Origin of the sequence: Pseudomonas sp. PSE14, from assembly GCF_029203285.1 — a bacterium.
Lineage (GTDB): Bacteria > Pseudomonadota > Gammaproteobacteria > Pseudomonadales > Pseudomonadaceae > Pseudomonas.
In genome coordinates, this window is sequence record NZ_CP115669.1 from 5,187,793 (window position 1) to 5,202,926 (window position 15,134).

The 15,134-nt window shown below is 65.3% G+C and carries 16 protein-coding genes and 1 pseudogene; 11 read left to right on the forward strand and 6 right to left on the reverse strand.

All coding sequences use genetic code 11. The features are described 5' to 3' along the window. Positions 1 to 62: 62 nt before the first annotated feature. A complete protein-coding gene (locus O6P39_RS23835) occupies positions 63 to 926 on the reverse strand; it encodes an oxaloacetate decarboxylase (RefSeq protein WP_275608850.1) in 864 nt (287 codons plus the stop codon). A 367-nt stretch (positions 927 to 1,293) separates the two neighbouring features. Here O6P39_RS23835 and O6P39_RS23840 point away from each other — a divergent pair, with 367 nt between their 5' ends. From O6P39_RS23840 to osmE, 3 genes are all read left to right on the forward strand, one after another. Then, the gene (locus O6P39_RS23840; RefSeq protein ID WP_275608851.1) at positions 1,294 to 2,559 is read left to right on the forward strand and encodes an Hsp70 family protein; all 1,266 of its coding nucleotides are present in this window, start codon (positions 1,294 to 1,296) and stop codon (positions 2,557 to 2,559) included. 131 nt (positions 2,560 to 2,690) lie between these two features. Then, the gene (locus O6P39_RS23845; RefSeq protein WP_275608852.1) at positions 2,691 to 2,909 is read left to right on the forward strand and encodes a hypothetical protein; all 219 of its coding nucleotides are present in this window, start codon (positions 2,691 to 2,693) and stop codon (positions 2,907 to 2,909) included. A 92-nt stretch (positions 2,910 to 3,001) separates the two neighbouring features. Next, positions 3,002 to 3,340 carry an osmotically-inducible lipoprotein OsmE gene (gene osmE / locus O6P39_RS23850; protein WP_275608853.1) on the forward strand — a complete coding sequence of 113 codons (339 nt, stop codon included), beginning with the start codon at positions 3,002 to 3,004 and terminating at the stop codon, positions 3,338 to 3,340. Positions 3,341 to 3,380: 40 nt separating this feature from the next. On the opposite strand, the gene O6P39_RS23855 is transcribed toward osmE, so the two are convergent. Beyond that, a complete protein-coding gene (locus tag O6P39_RS23855) occupies positions 3,381 to 3,764 on the reverse strand; it encodes a Rho termination factor N-terminal domain-containing protein (RefSeq protein WP_275608854.1) in 384 nt (127 codons plus the stop codon). A 111-nt stretch (positions 3,765 to 3,875) separates the two neighbouring features. Between O6P39_RS23855 and O6P39_RS23860 the strand changes: the two genes are divergently transcribed. Then, complete coding sequence (locus O6P39_RS23860; protein WP_275608855.1) at positions 3,876 to 4,331, forward strand: GyrI-like domain-containing protein; 456 nt, start codon at positions 3,876 to 3,878, stop codon at positions 4,329 to 4,331. On the opposite strand, the gene O6P39_RS23865 is transcribed toward O6P39_RS23860, so the two are convergent. Beyond that, positions 4,325 to 6,403, reverse strand: a complete 2,079-nt coding sequence (locus O6P39_RS23865) for an AsmA family protein (RefSeq protein WP_275608856.1) — start codon at positions 6,401 to 6,403, stop codon at positions 4,325 to 4,327. The two genes, O6P39_RS23860 and O6P39_RS23865, sit on opposite strands and share 7 nt — an antisense overlap. Positions 6,404 to 6,927: 524 nt before the next feature. Here O6P39_RS23865 and O6P39_RS23870 point away from each other — a divergent pair. Continuing rightward, the gene (locus O6P39_RS23870; protein WP_275608857.1) at positions 6,928 to 7,584 is read left to right on the forward strand and encodes a hypothetical protein; all 657 of its coding nucleotides are present in this window, start codon (positions 6,928 to 6,930) and stop codon (positions 7,582 to 7,584) included. A 327-nt stretch (positions 7,585 to 7,911) separates the two neighbouring features. Beyond that, positions 7,912 to 8,310 (forward strand): annotated as a pseudogene (locus tag O6P39_RS23875) (phage infection protein); the annotation flags it as partial. A gap of 194 nt (positions 8,311 to 8,504) precedes the next feature. Here the strand turns inward: O6P39_RS23875 and O6P39_RS23880 are convergent. Then, positions 8,505 to 9,815 (reverse strand): MFS transporter, encoded by a 1,311-nt coding sequence (locus O6P39_RS23880; RefSeq protein ID WP_275608859.1) that lies wholly within the window; start codon positions 9,813 to 9,815, stop codon positions 8,505 to 8,507. Positions 9,816 to 10,041: 226 nt separating this feature from the next. Here O6P39_RS23880 and O6P39_RS23885 point away from each other — a divergent pair, with 226 nt between their 5' ends. Together O6P39_RS23885 and O6P39_RS23890 are read left to right on the forward strand one after the other, a co-directional pair. Beyond that, the gene (locus O6P39_RS23885) at positions 10,042 to 10,284 is read left to right on the forward strand and encodes a DUF6868 family protein (protein ID WP_275608860.1); all 243 of its coding nucleotides are present in this window, start codon (positions 10,042 to 10,044) and stop codon (positions 10,282 to 10,284) included. Positions 10,285 to 10,387: 103 nt separating this feature from the next. Continuing rightward, positions 10,388 to 10,603, forward strand: coding sequence for a hypothetical protein (locus O6P39_RS23890; protein ID WP_275608861.1), 216 nt, complete (start codon positions 10,388 to 10,390; stop codon positions 10,601 to 10,603). Between the two features lie 6 nt (positions 10,604 to 10,609). Here the strand turns inward: O6P39_RS23890 and O6P39_RS23895 are convergent, their stop codons facing one another. Together O6P39_RS23895 and O6P39_RS23900 are read right to left on the reverse strand one after the other, a co-directional pair. After that, complete coding sequence (locus O6P39_RS23895) at positions 10,610 to 11,686, reverse strand: fatty acid desaturase (RefSeq protein ID WP_275608862.1); 1,077 nt, start codon at positions 11,684 to 11,686, stop codon at positions 10,610 to 10,612. A 17-nt stretch (positions 11,687 to 11,703) separates the two neighbouring features. Continuing rightward, on the reverse strand, positions 11,704 to 12,804 hold the full coding sequence (locus tag O6P39_RS23900) for a ferredoxin reductase (RefSeq protein WP_275608863.1): 1,101 nt from the start codon (positions 12,802 to 12,804) through the stop codon (positions 11,704 to 11,706). Between the two features lie 158 nt (positions 12,805 to 12,962). On the opposite strand from O6P39_RS23900, the gene O6P39_RS23905 reads away from it, so the two are divergent. The 3 genes from O6P39_RS23905 to O6P39_RS23915 all read left to right on the forward strand — a co-directional run bounded on the left by O6P39_RS23905 (position 12,963) and on the right by O6P39_RS23915 (position 15,132). After that, entirely contained in the window at positions 12,963 to 13,598 is a 636-nt protein-coding gene (locus tag O6P39_RS23905) for a TetR family transcriptional regulator (RefSeq protein ID WP_275608864.1), read from the forward strand. Between the two features lie 271 nt (positions 13,599 to 13,869). Next, a complete protein-coding gene (ureE, locus tag O6P39_RS23910; protein ID WP_275608865.1) occupies positions 13,870 to 14,370 on the forward strand; it encodes an urease accessory protein UreE in 501 nt (166 codons plus the stop codon). Positions 14,371 to 14,454: 84 nt separating this feature from the next. Beyond that, entirely contained in the window at positions 14,455 to 15,132 is a 678-nt protein-coding gene (locus O6P39_RS23915) for an urease accessory protein UreF (RefSeq protein WP_275608866.1), read from the forward strand. Positions 15,133 to 15,134 lie beyond the last annotated feature (2 nt).

The window sequence follows — 15,134 nt, forward strand, 5'->3', positions numbered from 1 at the left end:
GCTAGGTATGCCGGCGACGGCCACGGATTGCAAGGGCGCGGCGATGCCGCGCGCCCGGCGGCTTACTCTTTTACTTCCATGTATTCCCGCGCCCAGATCTGATATTCCTCGGGCAGCGTGTACTTCTTCGCCAGCTCCGACGCGGTCAGGTCGGAGGCGTCCACGCCGCGCTGCTCGCGCAGGCAGTCGTAGGTGGCCTTGATCGCAGCGAAGTAGGCGGCGTGACCGTCCACCACGATGCGCACGCCCAGGCGCGCCAGGCGTTGGTCGTCGCGCAGCGCCGGGTTGCCGTAGGACACCAGCATCAGCGGCACGGAGAGGTGGCGGGCGATCGCCTCCAGGTGGTCGAAGTCGCGGATGCCAACCATGCAGATGCCATCGGCGCCGGCGGCCTGGTAGGCCAGGGTGCGGCGGATCACGTCGTCCACTTCCAGCACTTCGGCATTGGTGCGGGCGATGATCGCCATGTCTTCGTCGATGCGCGCCTCGATGGCCGCGCGGATCTTGCCCACGCCCTCTTCCACGCTGATCAGGTCGGTGGACTTGCGGCCGAACTGCGCCGGCAGCAGGGTATCCTCGATGGTCAGCGCGGCCACGCCGGCGCGCTCCAGTTCAACCACGGTGCGCATGGTATTCAGCGCGTTGCCGTAGCCGTGGTCGGCGTCGGCGATCACCGGCAGGCGGGCGACACGGCCGATGCGGGTAGCCTGCTCGACGAACTCGCTGAGGGTAATCAGCGCGAAGTCCGGCGCTGCCAAAACTTGTAGTGAAGCTACAGAACCGCCCAGGATGCCTACCTCGAACCCCAGATCCGCGGCGATGCGCGCCGACATCGGATCGAACACCGAAGCGGTGTGGTAGCAGGAGGAAGAAGTCAGTAAGGCGCGGAATTCCTTGCGCAATTCGTGGAAGGAGGCTCTGTGCATGGTGGGGTCCAACTGCTTATACGGGGTGGGAAAGAAAAATCAGTGGGCAAAAACTCTTGTAGGAAAACTACAGGATCACAATGTAGCAAAACTACAAGCTACTCCCCAAGCCCCTTGGCCACCATTGTTTCCCGACAGATACCCGACGGTCGATTGAGATTTCGGCCCGTCCCTTCGGGTTGCGCGTCAAATCACGCCATGCGTCGTTGCGGGACTTGCCAAGGGAATGCCATTGCCTGCGTCCCGCGTCCAGCCTGGCGTGATTTGACGCGGCAACGCGGTTCGTCCGAAATCTCAGTCGACCCTGTTTTTCCGCCTGCGCTCGCGTAAACTGCGCGGCCGTTTTTTCTCCGGACACCCGCGCACCATGTTCCAGACCACTGCGGCCCGCGCCCTGGGCATCGACTTCGGCACCTCCAATTCCACCGTCGGCTGGTGGCGCCCGGACACCGAACCGCTGATCGCCCTGGAAGACGACAAGATCACCCTGCCCTCGGTGATCTTCTTCAATGTCGAGGAGCGCCGTCCGGTGTTCGGCCGCCTGGCCCTGCACGAATACCTGGAAGGCTACGAAGGCCGCCTGATGCGCTCGCTGAAAAGCCTGCTGGGCTCCTCGCTGCTGAAAAGCGAGACCACCGTGCTGGGCAGCGCCATGCCGTTCAAGGACCTGCTGGGCCTGTTCATCGGCGAACTGAAGAAGCGCGCCGAAAACGTGGCGGAGCGCGAGTTCGACTCCGTGGTGCTGGGCCGTCCGGTGTTCTTCGTCGATGACGATCCCAAGGCCGACCAGGAAGCCCAGGACACCCTGGTGGCGGTCGCCCGGAAGCTCGGCTTCAAGGACGTCTCCTTCCAGTACGAACCGCTGGCCGCGGCCTTCGACTACGAGCGCAGCATCCAGCGCGAGGAGCTGGTGCTGATCGTCGACATCGGCGGCGGTACCTCCGACTTCTCGCTGGTGCGCCTGGCGCCGGAGCGCCGCGAAGTGGCCGACCGCCACGGCGACATCCTCGCCACCGGCGGCGTGCACATCGGCGGTACCGATTTCGACAAGCAACTGAGCATCCAGGGCGTGATGCCGCTGTTCGGCTACGGCAGCCGGATGAAGAGCGACGCCTTCATGCCCACCAGCTACCACCTGAACCTCGCCACCTGGCACACCATCAACGCGGTGTACGCGCAGAAGTCCCAGCTGGCGCTGCAGAACATGCGCTACGACATCGTCGACGCCACCGGCATCGACCGCCTGTTCAAACTGATCGAGCAGCGCGCTGGCCACTGGCTGGCGATGCAGGTTGAGGCCAGCAAGATCGAACTCTCCGACAGCCAGCAGCGCGACATCGACCTCGCGCGCATCGAGCCGGGCCTGATCGCCGAGCTCAGCCGCGAGCTGTTCGAAGGCGCCATCGGCCCGCTGCTGGAGCGTGTCCGCGGCAGCATCACCGAGCTGCTCAACTCCGCCGATGTCGATCCGGTGCGGGTCGACACCGTGTTCTTCACCGGCGGCTCGTCCGGCGTGCCGGCGCTGCGCCAGAGCGTGGCAGCCATGCTGCCCAATGCCCGCCACGTCGACGGCGACCGCTTCGGCGGCATCGGCAGCGGCCTGGCCATCGAAGCGATGAAGCGTTACGGCTGAATTGCGCCCCTGCGGCCCCTCGTCCATCAGTGACAGGGGCCATCGACAAGCGCGGATTGCGCCAGGGCGCACTGACGCACGCGCCAGCTTGCGCTAGCGTTGAGGATTATCACCTCACGCTGGAAGCCACCATGTCACTCCTCCGCCTCGCCGCCCTCACCGGCCTGTCCTGCGCACTGACCGCCTGTGGCCTGGGCGAAACGGCCGCGACGGCCACCACCGCCGCCAGCCTTCAGGCCCAGCAGGCGCAACAGGCCCAGCAGCAGATGCAGCAGCTCAAACAGCAGATCGACCAGGCCAATGTGCAGAACCAGCAACGCCTGGACGATGCACTGAAAGACGCGCAGTAGGGCAGTTGCCTCGAACGCCCGCCGGCGCTGCCACTCCAAGTCGTGCAAGTGCGATGCTCGATCCAAGCCGTTTCAAAACCAAGGAGAGCACCATGGATAAACGATCACTGCTGGCCCTGCTCGTATTGGCGTCGTTGGCGGGATGCGCCTCCAACACCAAGGTGCAGAATCCGGTCAACTTCATCACCTTCCGCAACGAGCCGCTGGTGCGTGACGTCGACAAGGGCATGACCAAGGAGCAAGTGCTGCGCATCGGCGGGCCGCCGTCGTCCACGCAGAGGCGCGCGAATGGCCTTGGCAACTGCAACAGCTACATTCTCGCCAAGGACGGCCAGCAGCAGGCCTTCTACGTCAGCTTCGACAGCAGCGGCAAGGTCGACGGCTCGGGCTTCATGACCTGCTCCGAGCTGGAGCGCCGCGAAAGCGACTGACCCTGCCGGCCCTCATCCCCGAAGGATGAGGGCCGATGGTTCAGCGCAGGGCCTCGATCAGCTCATCCTTGCGCATGCGCCAGCGCCCACTGATGCCCTTGCGCTTCGCGCGCTCGAGCAACTGCTCGCGGGTCAGCGCCTCCAGCGGAGCCAGGCTCCGCCCACCGGGTTTGGTTGACGCACCCTGTCGGCTCTTTGCCGCGCGCCGCGCCGAGGCACTGCGGGCCATCGCCTTGGCCCCTTCGCTCTTGCGCTGGCCGGCACCGCCCTTGCGCTCACCGCCGCCGGACTGGCGATTGACCGTGGCCCAGGCCAGCGCCTCGGCCTCCTCGCGGCTCATTCCCAGGTGCCGGTAGCTCTCTTCGATGTGCGCCGCCTTGCGTTTCTGGCTGGCGCTGTACAGGCTCTTGTCTCCACGCGACATGACGATCTCCTTGTTCGAAGGTCTACCGAGAGTGGACCGGCCCTGCGCGGAAATATTCACTGCGATGCGCCGCCGTCTATCATGCGAACACTCAGCAAGGAGCCGCACACCATGAAACACAGGATCATCGAGCTGCCCGCCTTCACCGTGGTGGGCATGGACTATCGGGGCAGCGCCCCCGGTGACAGCATCGGCCAGCTCTGGCAGCGCTTCCTGCCGCGCGAGCATGAGATCCGCGCCAACCCGCAGGACAGCAACGCCTATGGCGTCTGCACCCAGCTGCCGGGCGGCGAGTTCCACTACATCGCGGCGCTGCCGGTGGAAGCCGACGCGGCGGTGCCCGAGGGCATGCTGAAGTTCGAGGTGCCGGCGCAGAAGTACGCGGTGTTCACCCACATCGGCCCGGTGCAGGGGATCGCCGACAGCTTCCAGGCCATCTATTCCAGCCTGCTCGTCCAGCTGGGCCTCGAACCGCGCAAGGGCATCGACCTGGAACGCTACACCGAACGCTTCCTCGGCCCGGAGAACCCGGCCTCGGAAACCGACCTGTACATTCCGATCTACTGACGCTTGCCGGGCGCCGGTGCCTTCGCCGGCTGCTTCATCTGCTGCAGCAGCGGACCGCACTGGTTGTCGTCCTTCTGGCTGGGCGCCACCAGCGCCAGCAGCGCGGCCGCTGGCGTCAGCGCCACGCCCAGCGCGACCATGCCCGCGCCGCGCAGCACCAGCGGACCGCTATGCACCCCGGCGCGGGGATTCTTGAAGGTGCCCTGGACGTAGAGCGGTGAGCGCAACGAGAAGATGCGCAGGCCCTTGCTCTCGGGGATCACGTCCAGGTCCAGTTGCTCATTGGCGAAGTTGGCGGTGCCCTGCACGTTGATGATGGCGTTCTCGGTGTCGAACACGAACACCCGCGGCTCCGCCACGCCCTTGGTGATGCCGACGTCGGCGGCGGCGCAATTGATCTTCACCTCGTCGTCGCCGAACAGCTTGGCCACCACGTAGTTGCCGACGTTGAGGCCGGCGATCTCCATCAGCCCCTTGCTGATTCGCCCGTCATTCATCAGCAGCTTCATCTGCCCGTTGGCGCCGCCGAGGATGCTCGCCACGGAATTGCCGGTGCCGCTGAGCGCGGCGTCGCCATTGAGCTCGCCGAAGCTGGTCTGCATCGGCGCGAAACTGGGGAACAGTTGCTTGAGCTTGAAGCTGCGCGCCTTGAGTTCGACACGGCTCTGCATGGGCGTCTTGCCGCCGTCCAGGCGGATCTGCGAATCCAGCGTGCCGCCGGCTACGCCGAAGCGCAGCGGCTCAAGGGTGAGCAGACCGTCGTTGAGCACCAGGTGGGTGTAGAGATCGCTGAGCGGCAGCTTGTCGCTGTGCGCGATGCGCTTGCCGGTGAACTCCACGTCGGCGTCCATCGCGCGCCAGCGCTCGGTACGGAACTCTTCCACCGGCAGCACCTTGTCCGCCGGCTGGCGGGTGGCCTGACCGCGCGCCTGCTTGTCCTTGTTCGAGTCGACGCCGATCAGCGGGCCCAGGTCGACCATCCGCAGTTGCTCGGAATGCAGCTTGCCGGAGAGCTTCGGGCGCGGCTGGCGATTGACGAACAACAGACTGCCATGGAGATCGCTGCCACCGACCTTGCCGTTGAAATCGTCATAGTGGAAGGTCGCGCCGTCGGGGTCCTTCAGTTGCGCCGTGAGGCGGCCGTCGGTTTCATAGGCCGGGGTGTCGGGCAGGGTCACGCCGGTGAGCGGGAACAGGTTGGCCATGCTAGTGCCGGCCAGCTTCAGGCGCAGGTCGAGCGCCCCCAGGTTCAGCGGATCGGTCAGCCGGCCGACCACGCTGGCGCGGGTGCTGCCGGCGGCGATGTCCGCCTGCACCGGGAAGGGCTTGGCGACGTCCTGCAGGGCCAGCATGCCGCCCACCTTGCCGGAGCCGCTCAGCGGCAGCCCCTTGTACTCGCCCTTGAGCTTCCAGCCGAACACGTAGTCCTGAGTCTGCGCCGCGTCCGTCCCGGCCAGCGCCTTGCCGGCCAACTGGCCGAAGGGCACCGGCTTGCCGAGCGGGTCCACCAGCAGTTCCAGGCGAGTCTTGAGGCTCCGGTCATCGAGGGTGATGCGCCCCTTGTCGAAGCCTATCTCGCCGATATCCAGCTTCCACGGCGACGGCTCGGGATTGGCCTCCTCGTCCTTCTTCGGCAGTTCGAAGGTCCAGGTGGCGCGGCCATCGGCCAGGCGCAACAGGTCGGCGCTGGGGCGGGTGAGGATGATCTGCGGGATGCTCACGGTCTGCCAGAGCAGCGGCAGCGGCGCCAGGCGGAACTCCACCTTCTCCAGGCGGGCGAATTGCGGAGTCTTGCCGGCGGCCCAGTCGGGATTGCCCAGGGTGATGTCGGCGGCATTGAAGTGCGGCCAGGGCACCAGGGCACGCCAGCCGCCCTCCTCCGGCTCGGTGCGCCAGAGCACCTGCAGGTCGCCGTTGATGGCGAAGGGGCGCCCCAGTTCGGCGGTCACCTTCTCGTTGATCATCGGCTTCACCCGATTCCAGTCAAAGGTGGCGATGAACACCAGCGCTGCCGCGAAGAGGGCGACGAAGCCGGTGAAGGTCCAAAGGCAGATTCGCTGGCCGCGCGTCATACATGAACTCCCTGGTTGCCGCGTCGGTGAAAGGCCTGACATCCCCGCGCCAGACCCGCTGCATCGATTGCAATGAAAGCACGACCGCCGGAGCTCGCCGCGCCGGCATTCTCCCTTGGTCCGTGAGTTTGGACCACCGGTGACGAGGGAAATCTCCCGCAATCGGCGACGCAATGGCCTGTATCAGGCGAATAGAACCGCCCTGCATGGGGACGGAAGCGTGAGCGTGCCGAGCTCTTCGCCAAACATCGCTGAGGCCACGAAAGTGGCGTTCCAGAGCGGTTCCCGGGAAATTCACCGCCAATTAATCCATTAATTAGATATTAATGATTACGCCAATAACCTCCATCAAGGCTATCGATAGAAGCCAAATAATCATACTAACTATTTGTTTTTTAACAGATAAATAAACAATCATCGGCATCGATACAGACTATCTCCCGGCATCGTTTTTAAATCGATAATCCAGAACGGATACTGAGCCCGTGTCCAAAGAACTCCCCCACTCTTTCTGGAGCCGAATCATGAAACGCACCCTCGTACTTGGCTTTGCCCTCTCCGTACTTGCTGCCAATGCCGCTTTCGCCGGCGCCCAGCAGGAATCCCCGGCCGTGAACGCCAGCCACGTTCAACTGCTGGTCCAGGACGGCGCCGAACGCACCCTGGATCAACAACAGAAGCAACTGGACGCGGCCAAGGCCCGCATCGCCGAGAACGGTTCGAGCCAGTCGGTTGACCGTCTGCACCAAGCGATGAGCGTTGCCGAAAACGGTTCCAGCCAGACCGTCGACCGCCTGCACAAGCAACTGGGTGTCGCCGAGAACGGTTCGAGCCAAACCGTTGACCGTCTGCACCAGGAGATGAGCGTTGCCGAAAACGGCTCCAGCCAGACCATCGACCGCCTGCACAAGCAACTGGGTGTCGCCGAGAACGGTTCGAGCCAAACCGTTGACCGTCTGCACCAGGAGATGAGCGTTGCCGAAAACGGCTCCAGCCAGACCATCGACCGCCTGCACAGCAACATGGTCGCCGAGAACGGTTCGAGCCAGACCGTTGACCGTCTGCACCAGGAGATGAGCGTTGCCGAAAACGGCTCCAGCCAGACCATCGACCGCCTGCACAGCAACATGGTCGCCGAGTCTGGTGGCGACATCGTCTTCGACGCCCACCTCAAGGCCTGATCCACGCCGTACGCCGCAAGGCGCCAGAAAAGCCCGGCACTGCCGGGCTTTCTCATGCCGTTCCGATCCCCGCAGCAGCTCCATCGATGCCAGGCCAGTACGGCTTTGTAACGGCATCCTACTCAAAACACCGCTCAAACCACCCGAAAGCGCCGACCTAGAGCGCTTTTCGTCGTTACATCATTTGCAGCGATAGTAGAAATTAGCCGCCTAAATAATCGACAACGTTGATCCACTCTATCAAGTGGCATCGTTTTTAAATCGATTAATCCGAAGGGAAAATGAACCCGTAGCCAAGAACTTCCTCCCCCTTTGGAGCCACCTAAAATGAAACGTCAGATCGCCCTCAGCCTTGCACTCACTTCCCTGATGACCGCCAGCGCCGCCTTCGCCGCACCGGCCATTCTGAACAACGGCCCGCGCGCCACCCACCAGCACGAGCACCAGCTTCAGCAGCAGAAAGTTGAAGATCACGTTGCCGACAACGGTTCCGAGCGCACCATCGATCGCCTGCACAAGCAGATGGGTGATGAAGCTCGCGTAGCTGACAACGGTTCCGAGCACACCATCGACCGCCTGCACAAGCAGATGGGTGATGAAGCCCGTGTGGCCGACAACGGTTCCGAGCGCACCATCGATCGCCTGCACAAGCAGATGGGTGATGAAGCTCGCGTAGCTGACAACGGTTCCGAGCACACCATCGACCGCCTGCACAAGCAGATGAGTGATGAAGCCCGCGTGGCCGAGAATGGCTCCGAGCGCACCATCGATCGCCTGCACAGCAACATGGTTGCCGAGTCCGGTGGCGATATCGTCTTCGACGCCCACCTGAAAGCCTGATCCCGCTGTACGCCGCAAGGCGCCAGAAAAGCCCGGCCTCCGCCGGGCTTTCTTATTTCCGCCGGTCGCCGAACGGGACGTCAGGCCCCGGTTTCGGGCTTGTCCGGCGCACCGTCTGAACGGCCGATGGTCGGCGGCGCTTCCACCACCAGTTCCTCCGGCACTTCCTCGACGCGCGGGTCGAGGGCCGCAGCCATAGGGCTGACGGTATCGGGCATCGGTACATGGTGCAGCGGCGCCTCGTCGACGCGGTGCATACCCGAAACGCGCTTGGGCTGGACCCAGAAGATCAGCAGCAGCGCATAGGCCGACACCAGCATGTAGAACATGCCCGGGCCGAAGTGCCGCATCATCGCGCCGGCGAACAACGGGCCGATGCAGGCGCCGACGCCGTAGGTGGTCAGCAGCATCGCCGAGAGCGCCACGCGGCGCGGCTGTTCGACGTGGTCGTTGGCCAGCGCCACCGCCAGCGGATAGAGGGTGAACAGCAGCATGCCGGTGACGAAACCGTTGGCCAGCAGCAGTTGATACGGCAGCTGGACCAGCCCCCACATCGGCACCGAAGCCACGCACAGCAACAGCGCATTGCCACGGATCAGCCAACTGCGGTTCATCCGGTCCGACAACCAGCCCAGCGGCCACTGCGCGCAGAAGCCGGCGATGATGCAGATACCGACGAACAGGCTCGACTGCGAGGTATCCAGGCCATTGCGCGCCGCGTACACCGGCGCCAGGCCGTAGAAGGCACCGACCATCAGACCGGCGACGAAAATGGTGCCCAGCGACTGCGGCACGCGCTTCCAGAAGAAACCGATCTCCAGCGGCGCCGCCACCAGCTTGGCCGGGTGCACCCGGCGGGTCAGCGCCAGCGGGATCAGGCAGGAAGAGAAGCAGATGGCGACCAGCAGCAGCGGCTTGTAATCCAGCGCCGGGCTCAGCGCCAGCAGGCCCTGGCCGACCACCAGCCCGGCATCCACCGCCACCATGTAGCCGGCGAATACCTTGCCGCGCTGGCGCGATTCGGCCTGCTCGTTGAGCCAGCTTTCGATCACCATGTACTGGTTCATCATCACCGCGCCCATCACGAAGCGCAGCAGCACCCACACCTCCAGCTGCGAGACCAGCGCGTGGATCAACACGATCACCGTCGCCAGGCCCGCGCAGGCCACGTAGGAACGGATGTGGCCGAAGCCGGCGATCAGCTTGTGGCCGAACTTGCCGCCGCAGACCAGGCCGAAGTAGTAGGCGGCCATCAGGCCACCGACCCACAGGTCGCTTACCCCTTCCTGGGTCAGGCGCAGGCCCATGTAGGTGGTGAACAGGCCGGAGCCGGCGAGCATCAGCAGCGTGGCGGTATAGAGTGCGGGAAAGGTGACGAGCGGGCTGAACATGGCGAGTCCGGCAGGCGATTCGAGGATGGGTGAAGGTTAGCAAGACGCCGCCGGCACAACCGGGCAGCGCCCGATATCGGACAGCCCCGGTGCGGCAAAGATCACATCGCGGCGACCCGGGCATTATCACCGGCGCCCGGCGCCGCCGCCATCAGGGTGAAACCATTGGTCGCCCGGCCTCTCCAAATGAGAAGGCTCCAAATGGGAAAGCGCCTGGAGATTCGCCATGACACCCGCCGACCTCAAGTCCTTCCTGCTCTACTGCACCCTGATCAACTACGCAGTCCTGCTGATCTGGTTCGCCGCCTTCAGCTTCGCCCACGACCCGCTGCATCGCCTGCACTCGCGCTGGTTCAGGATATCCGTCGAACGTTTCGATGCCCTGCACTATGGCGGCATGGCGGTCTACAAGATCGGCGTACTGTTGCTGAACCTGGTGCCGCTGATCGCCCTGTGCCTGCTGTACTGACACCGCGCCCTGCGACGAAGTGACCACCCACCCAATAGCTAAGTACTGAAATTTATTGGAAATATTCGTGTCGTAGGGTGCACGCAGTTTGAAGGAGATCCCCGTGCACCACTCTACTCGCAGCCTGCGAAAAACCCTCGACTCCGTTGCCGCCAACAACGAAGCCACGGCGCTGGAAATCATGCGGGCCGTCGATCAGGTCCAGGACGACCTGTTGCGGCAGAAGTTGCTCAAAGCCATTCATCAGCTCAACCAGGACGCCACCGACCTGCGCGCCCTGCGCGAGGAAATCAACGCGCCGCAGAGCCGGCGCGCCTGATCCGCGTCAGGCGCTGGCGACGGCATTGGGCAGGCGGTAGATCCAGATCCGCCTGATGACCGTGGCGAATTGCGCGGACAGCCTGCCGCTGTTGTAGGTCTGTCCGTAGCGCGCGGCGATCTCGCGCACCTGGCGCGACAGCTCGGCGTAACGGCGCGCCGGAAGGTCGGGGAACAGGTGATGCTCGATCTGGTGGCTGAGGTTACCGGTGAGGATGTGGAACAACCGCCCCCCCTCCAGGTTGCTCGACCCGCGCAACTGGCGCAGGTACCAGTGGCCGCGCGTCTCGTTCTCCAGCACCTGCGGCGGGAACACCGCGGCCTTCTCGGTGAAATGACCGCAGAAGATCACCGTGAAGGTCCACAGGTTGCGCATCAGGTTGGCGATCACGTTGCCCAGCAGCACCGCGCCGAAGGCCCCGGTGAACAGCCCCAGCAGCGGGAACACCGCGTAATCCTTGAGCCACTGGCGCAGCACCTTGGCGTTGAACTGGCGCAGCAGCGGGCGCAGCTCGTCCCGGCTCATGCGGCCTTTCAGGTACTTGTCCAGGCGCAGGTGCTGGATGGCCACGGCGTACTGGAACAGCAGCGCCTGGATCGCCACCCACAGCGGCTGCCAGCGGTAGAAGGGCTTCCACTTCTGCTCGGGGAACAGGCGCACCACGCCGTAGCCGACGTCGTCGTCCTTGCCCAGCACGTTGGTGTAGGTGTGGTGGATGTGGTTGTGCGTGTGCCGCCAGAAGTCCGCAGGCCCGACGATGTCCCACTCATAGGCGCGTCCGGCGAATTCCGGGTCGTTCATCCAGTCGTACTGGCCATGCATGACGTTATGGCCCAGCTCCATGTTCTCCAGGATCTTGCCCAGCCCGAGCAGGAACGTGCCGAGCAGCCAGGTGGGCGGGAACCAGCCGGCCATCAGCAGCGCACGGCCGCTCCAGCAGCAGAAGCGCACCGCCGCGCGGATGCGGCGGATGTAGCGGGCGTCGCTCTCGCCCAGGGCGTGCAGGGTGTGCTGGCGCAGGGCGTCCAGTTCGGCACCGAAGGCCGCCAGCTCAGCGGCGGATAGTTCGCGGTCGTCGCGCATGGGGATTTTTCCGGAGATCAGAGGTCGACGGTCAGGTCGCCCTGGGGCGCGCTGACGCAGATACGAATGGGCTGGCCCGGTTCGCTGAACAGCTCGCCGCTACGCAGGTCACGCACGCAGCCGCTGACCAGGGTGCAGGTGCAGCTGGCGCAGACGCCCTGCCGGCAGCCATGGGCCGGACGCAGGCCGCTGGCCTCGGCCTGCTCCAGCAGGCTGCGGCGGCTGTCGCCGGTAACCTCCAGTGCGCTGCGGGCAAAATGCAGGTTCACCGACCGCGCCGGCTCGTCCTCGTCCCAGCTCGGCGGGCTGAAGCTTTCCACCTGAAGACTGCGGCTACTCGCGCCGAGCGCCTGGCGCACGCTGTCGACGAAGCCGCCGGGGCCGCAGGCCAGCACATGGCGGTCGCCCAGTCCCTCGACATGTCCGGGGTGAAAACGCCCGCGCAGCTCGCCATCAGCTAGGGCATCGCCACTCAGGACCCAGCGCAGTTCGAGGTTTGGGTACTGCCGCGCCAGCGTCTCCAACGCGGCGACGAACGCTCGCTGGCCGCGTTCGCGAACGTAATGCAGCAGCGTCACCGGCCCGTTGTAGCCACGCGCCAGTGCCTCGCGCAGCAGGCCGAGCAAAGGCGTCAGCCCGCTGCCCGCCGCCAGCAACAACACGCCCTGCCCGTCCTGAGGCCAGCTCAGCTCGCCGTCCGGGCGGCCCAGCTCCAGCACCTCGCCCACCGCCAGTTGGTGCAGCAGGTAGGAGGACACGCGGCCACCGGGCTGCAGCTTCACCGCGAACTCCAGGCAGCCGTCCGCGGCGATGCGGGTCAGGCTGTAGCTGCGGCTGCAACGCACGCCGCCGCGCTCGATGTACAGCTGCACGTGCTGGCCAGGCCGCGCACCACGCCAGTGGGCGTTCGGACGCAGGCGCAGTTCGAGCATGTCTTCCGCCACCCACTGCCGCGCCTCGACCCGAGCGTACACCCGGTCCAGTGCCCAACCGGTGTTGAGCACACGCAGCACGGCATCGACATCCGACTCGCGCAGCCACCGGCCACGCACCAGGGCATGCAATGGCACGAGCAGCGGCCGGAGCAGGCGCAAACCGGCGAAAGGGAGGATCGACATGAACGGCACCGAACAGTAAACAGATGTTCACTAAAATCGCATGCACGGCAGATTTCAGTCAACATGTGTTCACTGTTTTGCACAGGAACTCCCCCGGCGCTGACCGGCATTTGCTAGAGTGCCTGCGCCCTTGCACTCGCCATGGATCGCATCGCCGTATGTCCACTCCCCGCGCCGAACAGAAACAACAGACCCGCCAGGCCCTGATGGATGCGGCCCGAAGCCTGATGGACAGCGGTCGCGGCTTCGGCAGCCTGAGCCTGCGGGAAGTGGCGAAGACGGCGGGGATCGTACCGGCGGGTTTCTACCGGCATTTCACCGACATGGACCAGCTCGGCCTTGCACTGGTGGCGGATGTCGACGAGACCTTCCGCCAGACCCTGCGCGTGGTGCGGCGCAACGAGTTCGAGCTGGGGGGTGTGATCGAAGCCTCGGTACGCATCTTCCTCGACGCGGTCAGCGCCAACCGCACCCAGTTCCTCTTCCTCGCCCGCGAGCAGTACGGCGGCTCGCTGCCGATCCGCCAGGCCGTAGGTGAACTGCGCCAGCGCATCACCGACGACCTCGCCGCCGACCTCGCGCTGCTGAACAAGCTGCCGCACCTGCAGGCGCAGGACATCGATGTGATCGCCGACCTGGTGGTGAAGACGGTGTTCGCCACCCTGCCCGAGCTGATCGACCCGCCAGCCGACTCGCTGCCGACGCACCTGTCGCCCGAGGCCAAGGTGACCCAGCAGCTGCGTTTCATCATGATCGGCGCCAAGCACTGGACGGGGATCGGCTCAAGGCCCTGAGCCAGACCGCCCTTCGCACCCTGCCCGACCTGTAGGAGCGAGCTTGCTCGCGAACCGCCTCACTGCAGAATTTGTTCGCGAGCAAGCTCGCTCCTACAAAGATCCGCATCGCCCCGCCTTGGTGCGCACGAAAACGGTGCGCACCATCGTCGGGCGCGCACGCCATTCCTGATCGTTCGGACAAGCGCTCCAGGCCGCGCCAGTCCTGACTGCTAGCCACACTGGCAAGCCCCTTGCTGTAGCACCGCCATTGCTACTGCCGGACGCTGCCATGCTGGTCATCCACCAACGCACCGAACCCCGAGAACACTGGGACGCCGAACTGCGCCTGAACTACGAGGCACGCAGCAAGAGCCGCCTGCGCTGCCTCACCAGCGCCGGTGAAGACGTCGGCCTGTTCCTCGAACGCGGCCAAGCGCCGCTGGCGGATGGCGAATGCCTGCTGGCCAACGATGGCCGCGTGGTGCGTGTCTGCGCGGCGCCGGAAAAGCTCCTCCACGTGACCTGCGCCAATGCCCGCGAGCTGAACCGCGCGGCCTATCACCTGGGCAACCGCCATGTCGCGCTGCAGGTCGGCGAGGGCTGGCTGCGCCTGCTCGACGACTATGTGCTCAAGGCCATGCTCGACCAGCTCGGCGCCACGGTGGAGGCCATCGAGGCGCCCTTCCAGCCCGAGCACGGCGCCTACGGCGGCGGACATCACCACTCGCACCATGGCGAGGAAGAGTTCAACTACGCGCCGAAGCTGCACCAGTTCGGTGTGCGCGTGTGACTTTGCGCCAGCGCATCCCCCTCACCCCAGCCCTCTCCCTCAGGGAGAGGGCACCGTGCGTTGCGCTTGTGAAGTCCTGCCGTCATGGTTGAGCTTTCAAGACTCTGGTCACTGCTGCGCCTGGCCAGCCCGCAGCTGCCCATCGGCGGCTACAGCTATTCCCAGGGCCTGGAAAGCGCCATCGAGCAGGGCCAGGTGAAGGACGCCGACGCCGCCCACACCTGGCTTGCCGATCAACTGCAGCTGAACCTCGCGCGCTTCGAAGGCCCGCTACTGGCCGAACTGCTGCGCGCCGCGCAAGCCGCCGACTGGGAAGCCCTGCGCGACGCCGCCGAGCGTCACCGCGCCAGCCGCGAGACCCGCGAGCTGGGCCTGGAGAACCGGCAGATGGGCTTCTCCCTCGGCCAGTTGCTCGAAGCCCTGCCCGAGCTGGACCAGCCCGCGCGCCAGTGGCTCGCGGCGCAAGTCGAGCCCTCCTTCGCCGCCGCCTGGGCGCTGGCCGCCCGCGCCTGGGGGCTGTCCCCGGAGCAAGCCCTGGGCGCCTGGCTGTGGAGCTGGCTGGAGAACCAGCTGGCGGTGCTGATGAAGACCCTGCCGCTGGGCCAACTGGCCGCGCAGAAGCTCACCTCGCAATTGCTCCCCGACCTCGACCAGGCCTGCCGCAGCGCACTCGCCAACCCGCCGGCGGGCGGCGCGCCCTTCGGCCTGGCGCTGGCCAGCATGAACCACGAAACCCAATACAGCCGTCTGTTCCGCTCCTAGGA

Excerpts from the sequence above, each read along its gene's own strand:
- O6P39_RS23835 (WP_275608850.1), bottom strand. The coding sequence starts at position 926 with ATGCACAGAGCCTCCTTCCACGAATTGCGCAAGGAATTCCGCGCCTTA.
- O6P39_RS23905 (WP_275608864.1), top strand. The coding sequence starts at position 12,963 with ATGTCCACTCCCCGCGCCGAACAGAAACAACAGACCCGCCAGGCCCTG.
- O6P39_RS23870 (WP_275608857.1), top strand. The coding sequence starts at position 6,928 with ATGAAACGCACCCTCGTACTTGGCTTTGCCCTCTCCGTACTTGCTGCC.
- O6P39_RS23860 (WP_275608855.1), top strand. The coding sequence starts at position 3,876 with ATGAAACACAGGATCATCGAGCTGCCCGCCTTCACCGTGGTGGGCATG.
- O6P39_RS23845 (WP_275608852.1), top strand. The coding sequence starts at position 2,691 with ATGTCACTCCTCCGCCTCGCCGCCCTCACCGGCCTGTCCTGCGCACTG.
- O6P39_RS23855 (WP_275608854.1), bottom strand. The coding sequence starts at position 3,764 with ATGTCGCGTGGAGACAAGAGCCTGTACAGCGCCAGCCAGAAACGCAAG.
- ureE (WP_275608865.1), top strand. The coding sequence starts at position 13,870 with ATGCTGGTCATCCACCAACGCACCGAACCCCGAGAACACTGGGACGCC.
- O6P39_RS23880 (WP_275608859.1), bottom strand. The coding sequence starts at position 9,815 with ATGTTCAGCCCGCTCGTCACCTTTCCCGCACTCTATACCGCCACGCTG.
- O6P39_RS23885 (WP_275608860.1), top strand. The coding sequence starts at position 10,042 with ATGACACCCGCCGACCTCAAGTCCTTCCTGCTCTACTGCACCCTGATC.
- O6P39_RS23895 (WP_275608862.1), bottom strand. The coding sequence starts at position 11,686 with ATGCGCGACGACCGCGAACTATCCGCCGCTGAGCTGGCGGCCTTCGGT.
- O6P39_RS23900 (WP_275608863.1), bottom strand. The coding sequence starts at position 12,804 with ATGTCGATCCTCCCTTTCGCCGGTTTGCGCCTGCTCCGGCCGCTGCTC.
- O6P39_RS23865 (WP_275608856.1), bottom strand. The coding sequence starts at position 6,403 with ATGACGCGCGGCCAGCGAATCTGCCTTTGGACCTTCACCGGCTTCGTC.
- osmE (WP_275608853.1), top strand. The coding sequence starts at position 3,002 with ATGGATAAACGATCACTGCTGGCCCTGCTCGTATTGGCGTCGTTGGCG.
- O6P39_RS23915 (WP_275608866.1), top strand. The coding sequence starts at position 14,455 with ATGGTTGAGCTTTCAAGACTCTGGTCACTGCTGCGCCTGGCCAGCCCG.
- O6P39_RS23840 (WP_275608851.1), top strand. The coding sequence starts at position 1,294 with ATGTTCCAGACCACTGCGGCCCGCGCCCTGGGCATCGACTTCGGCACC.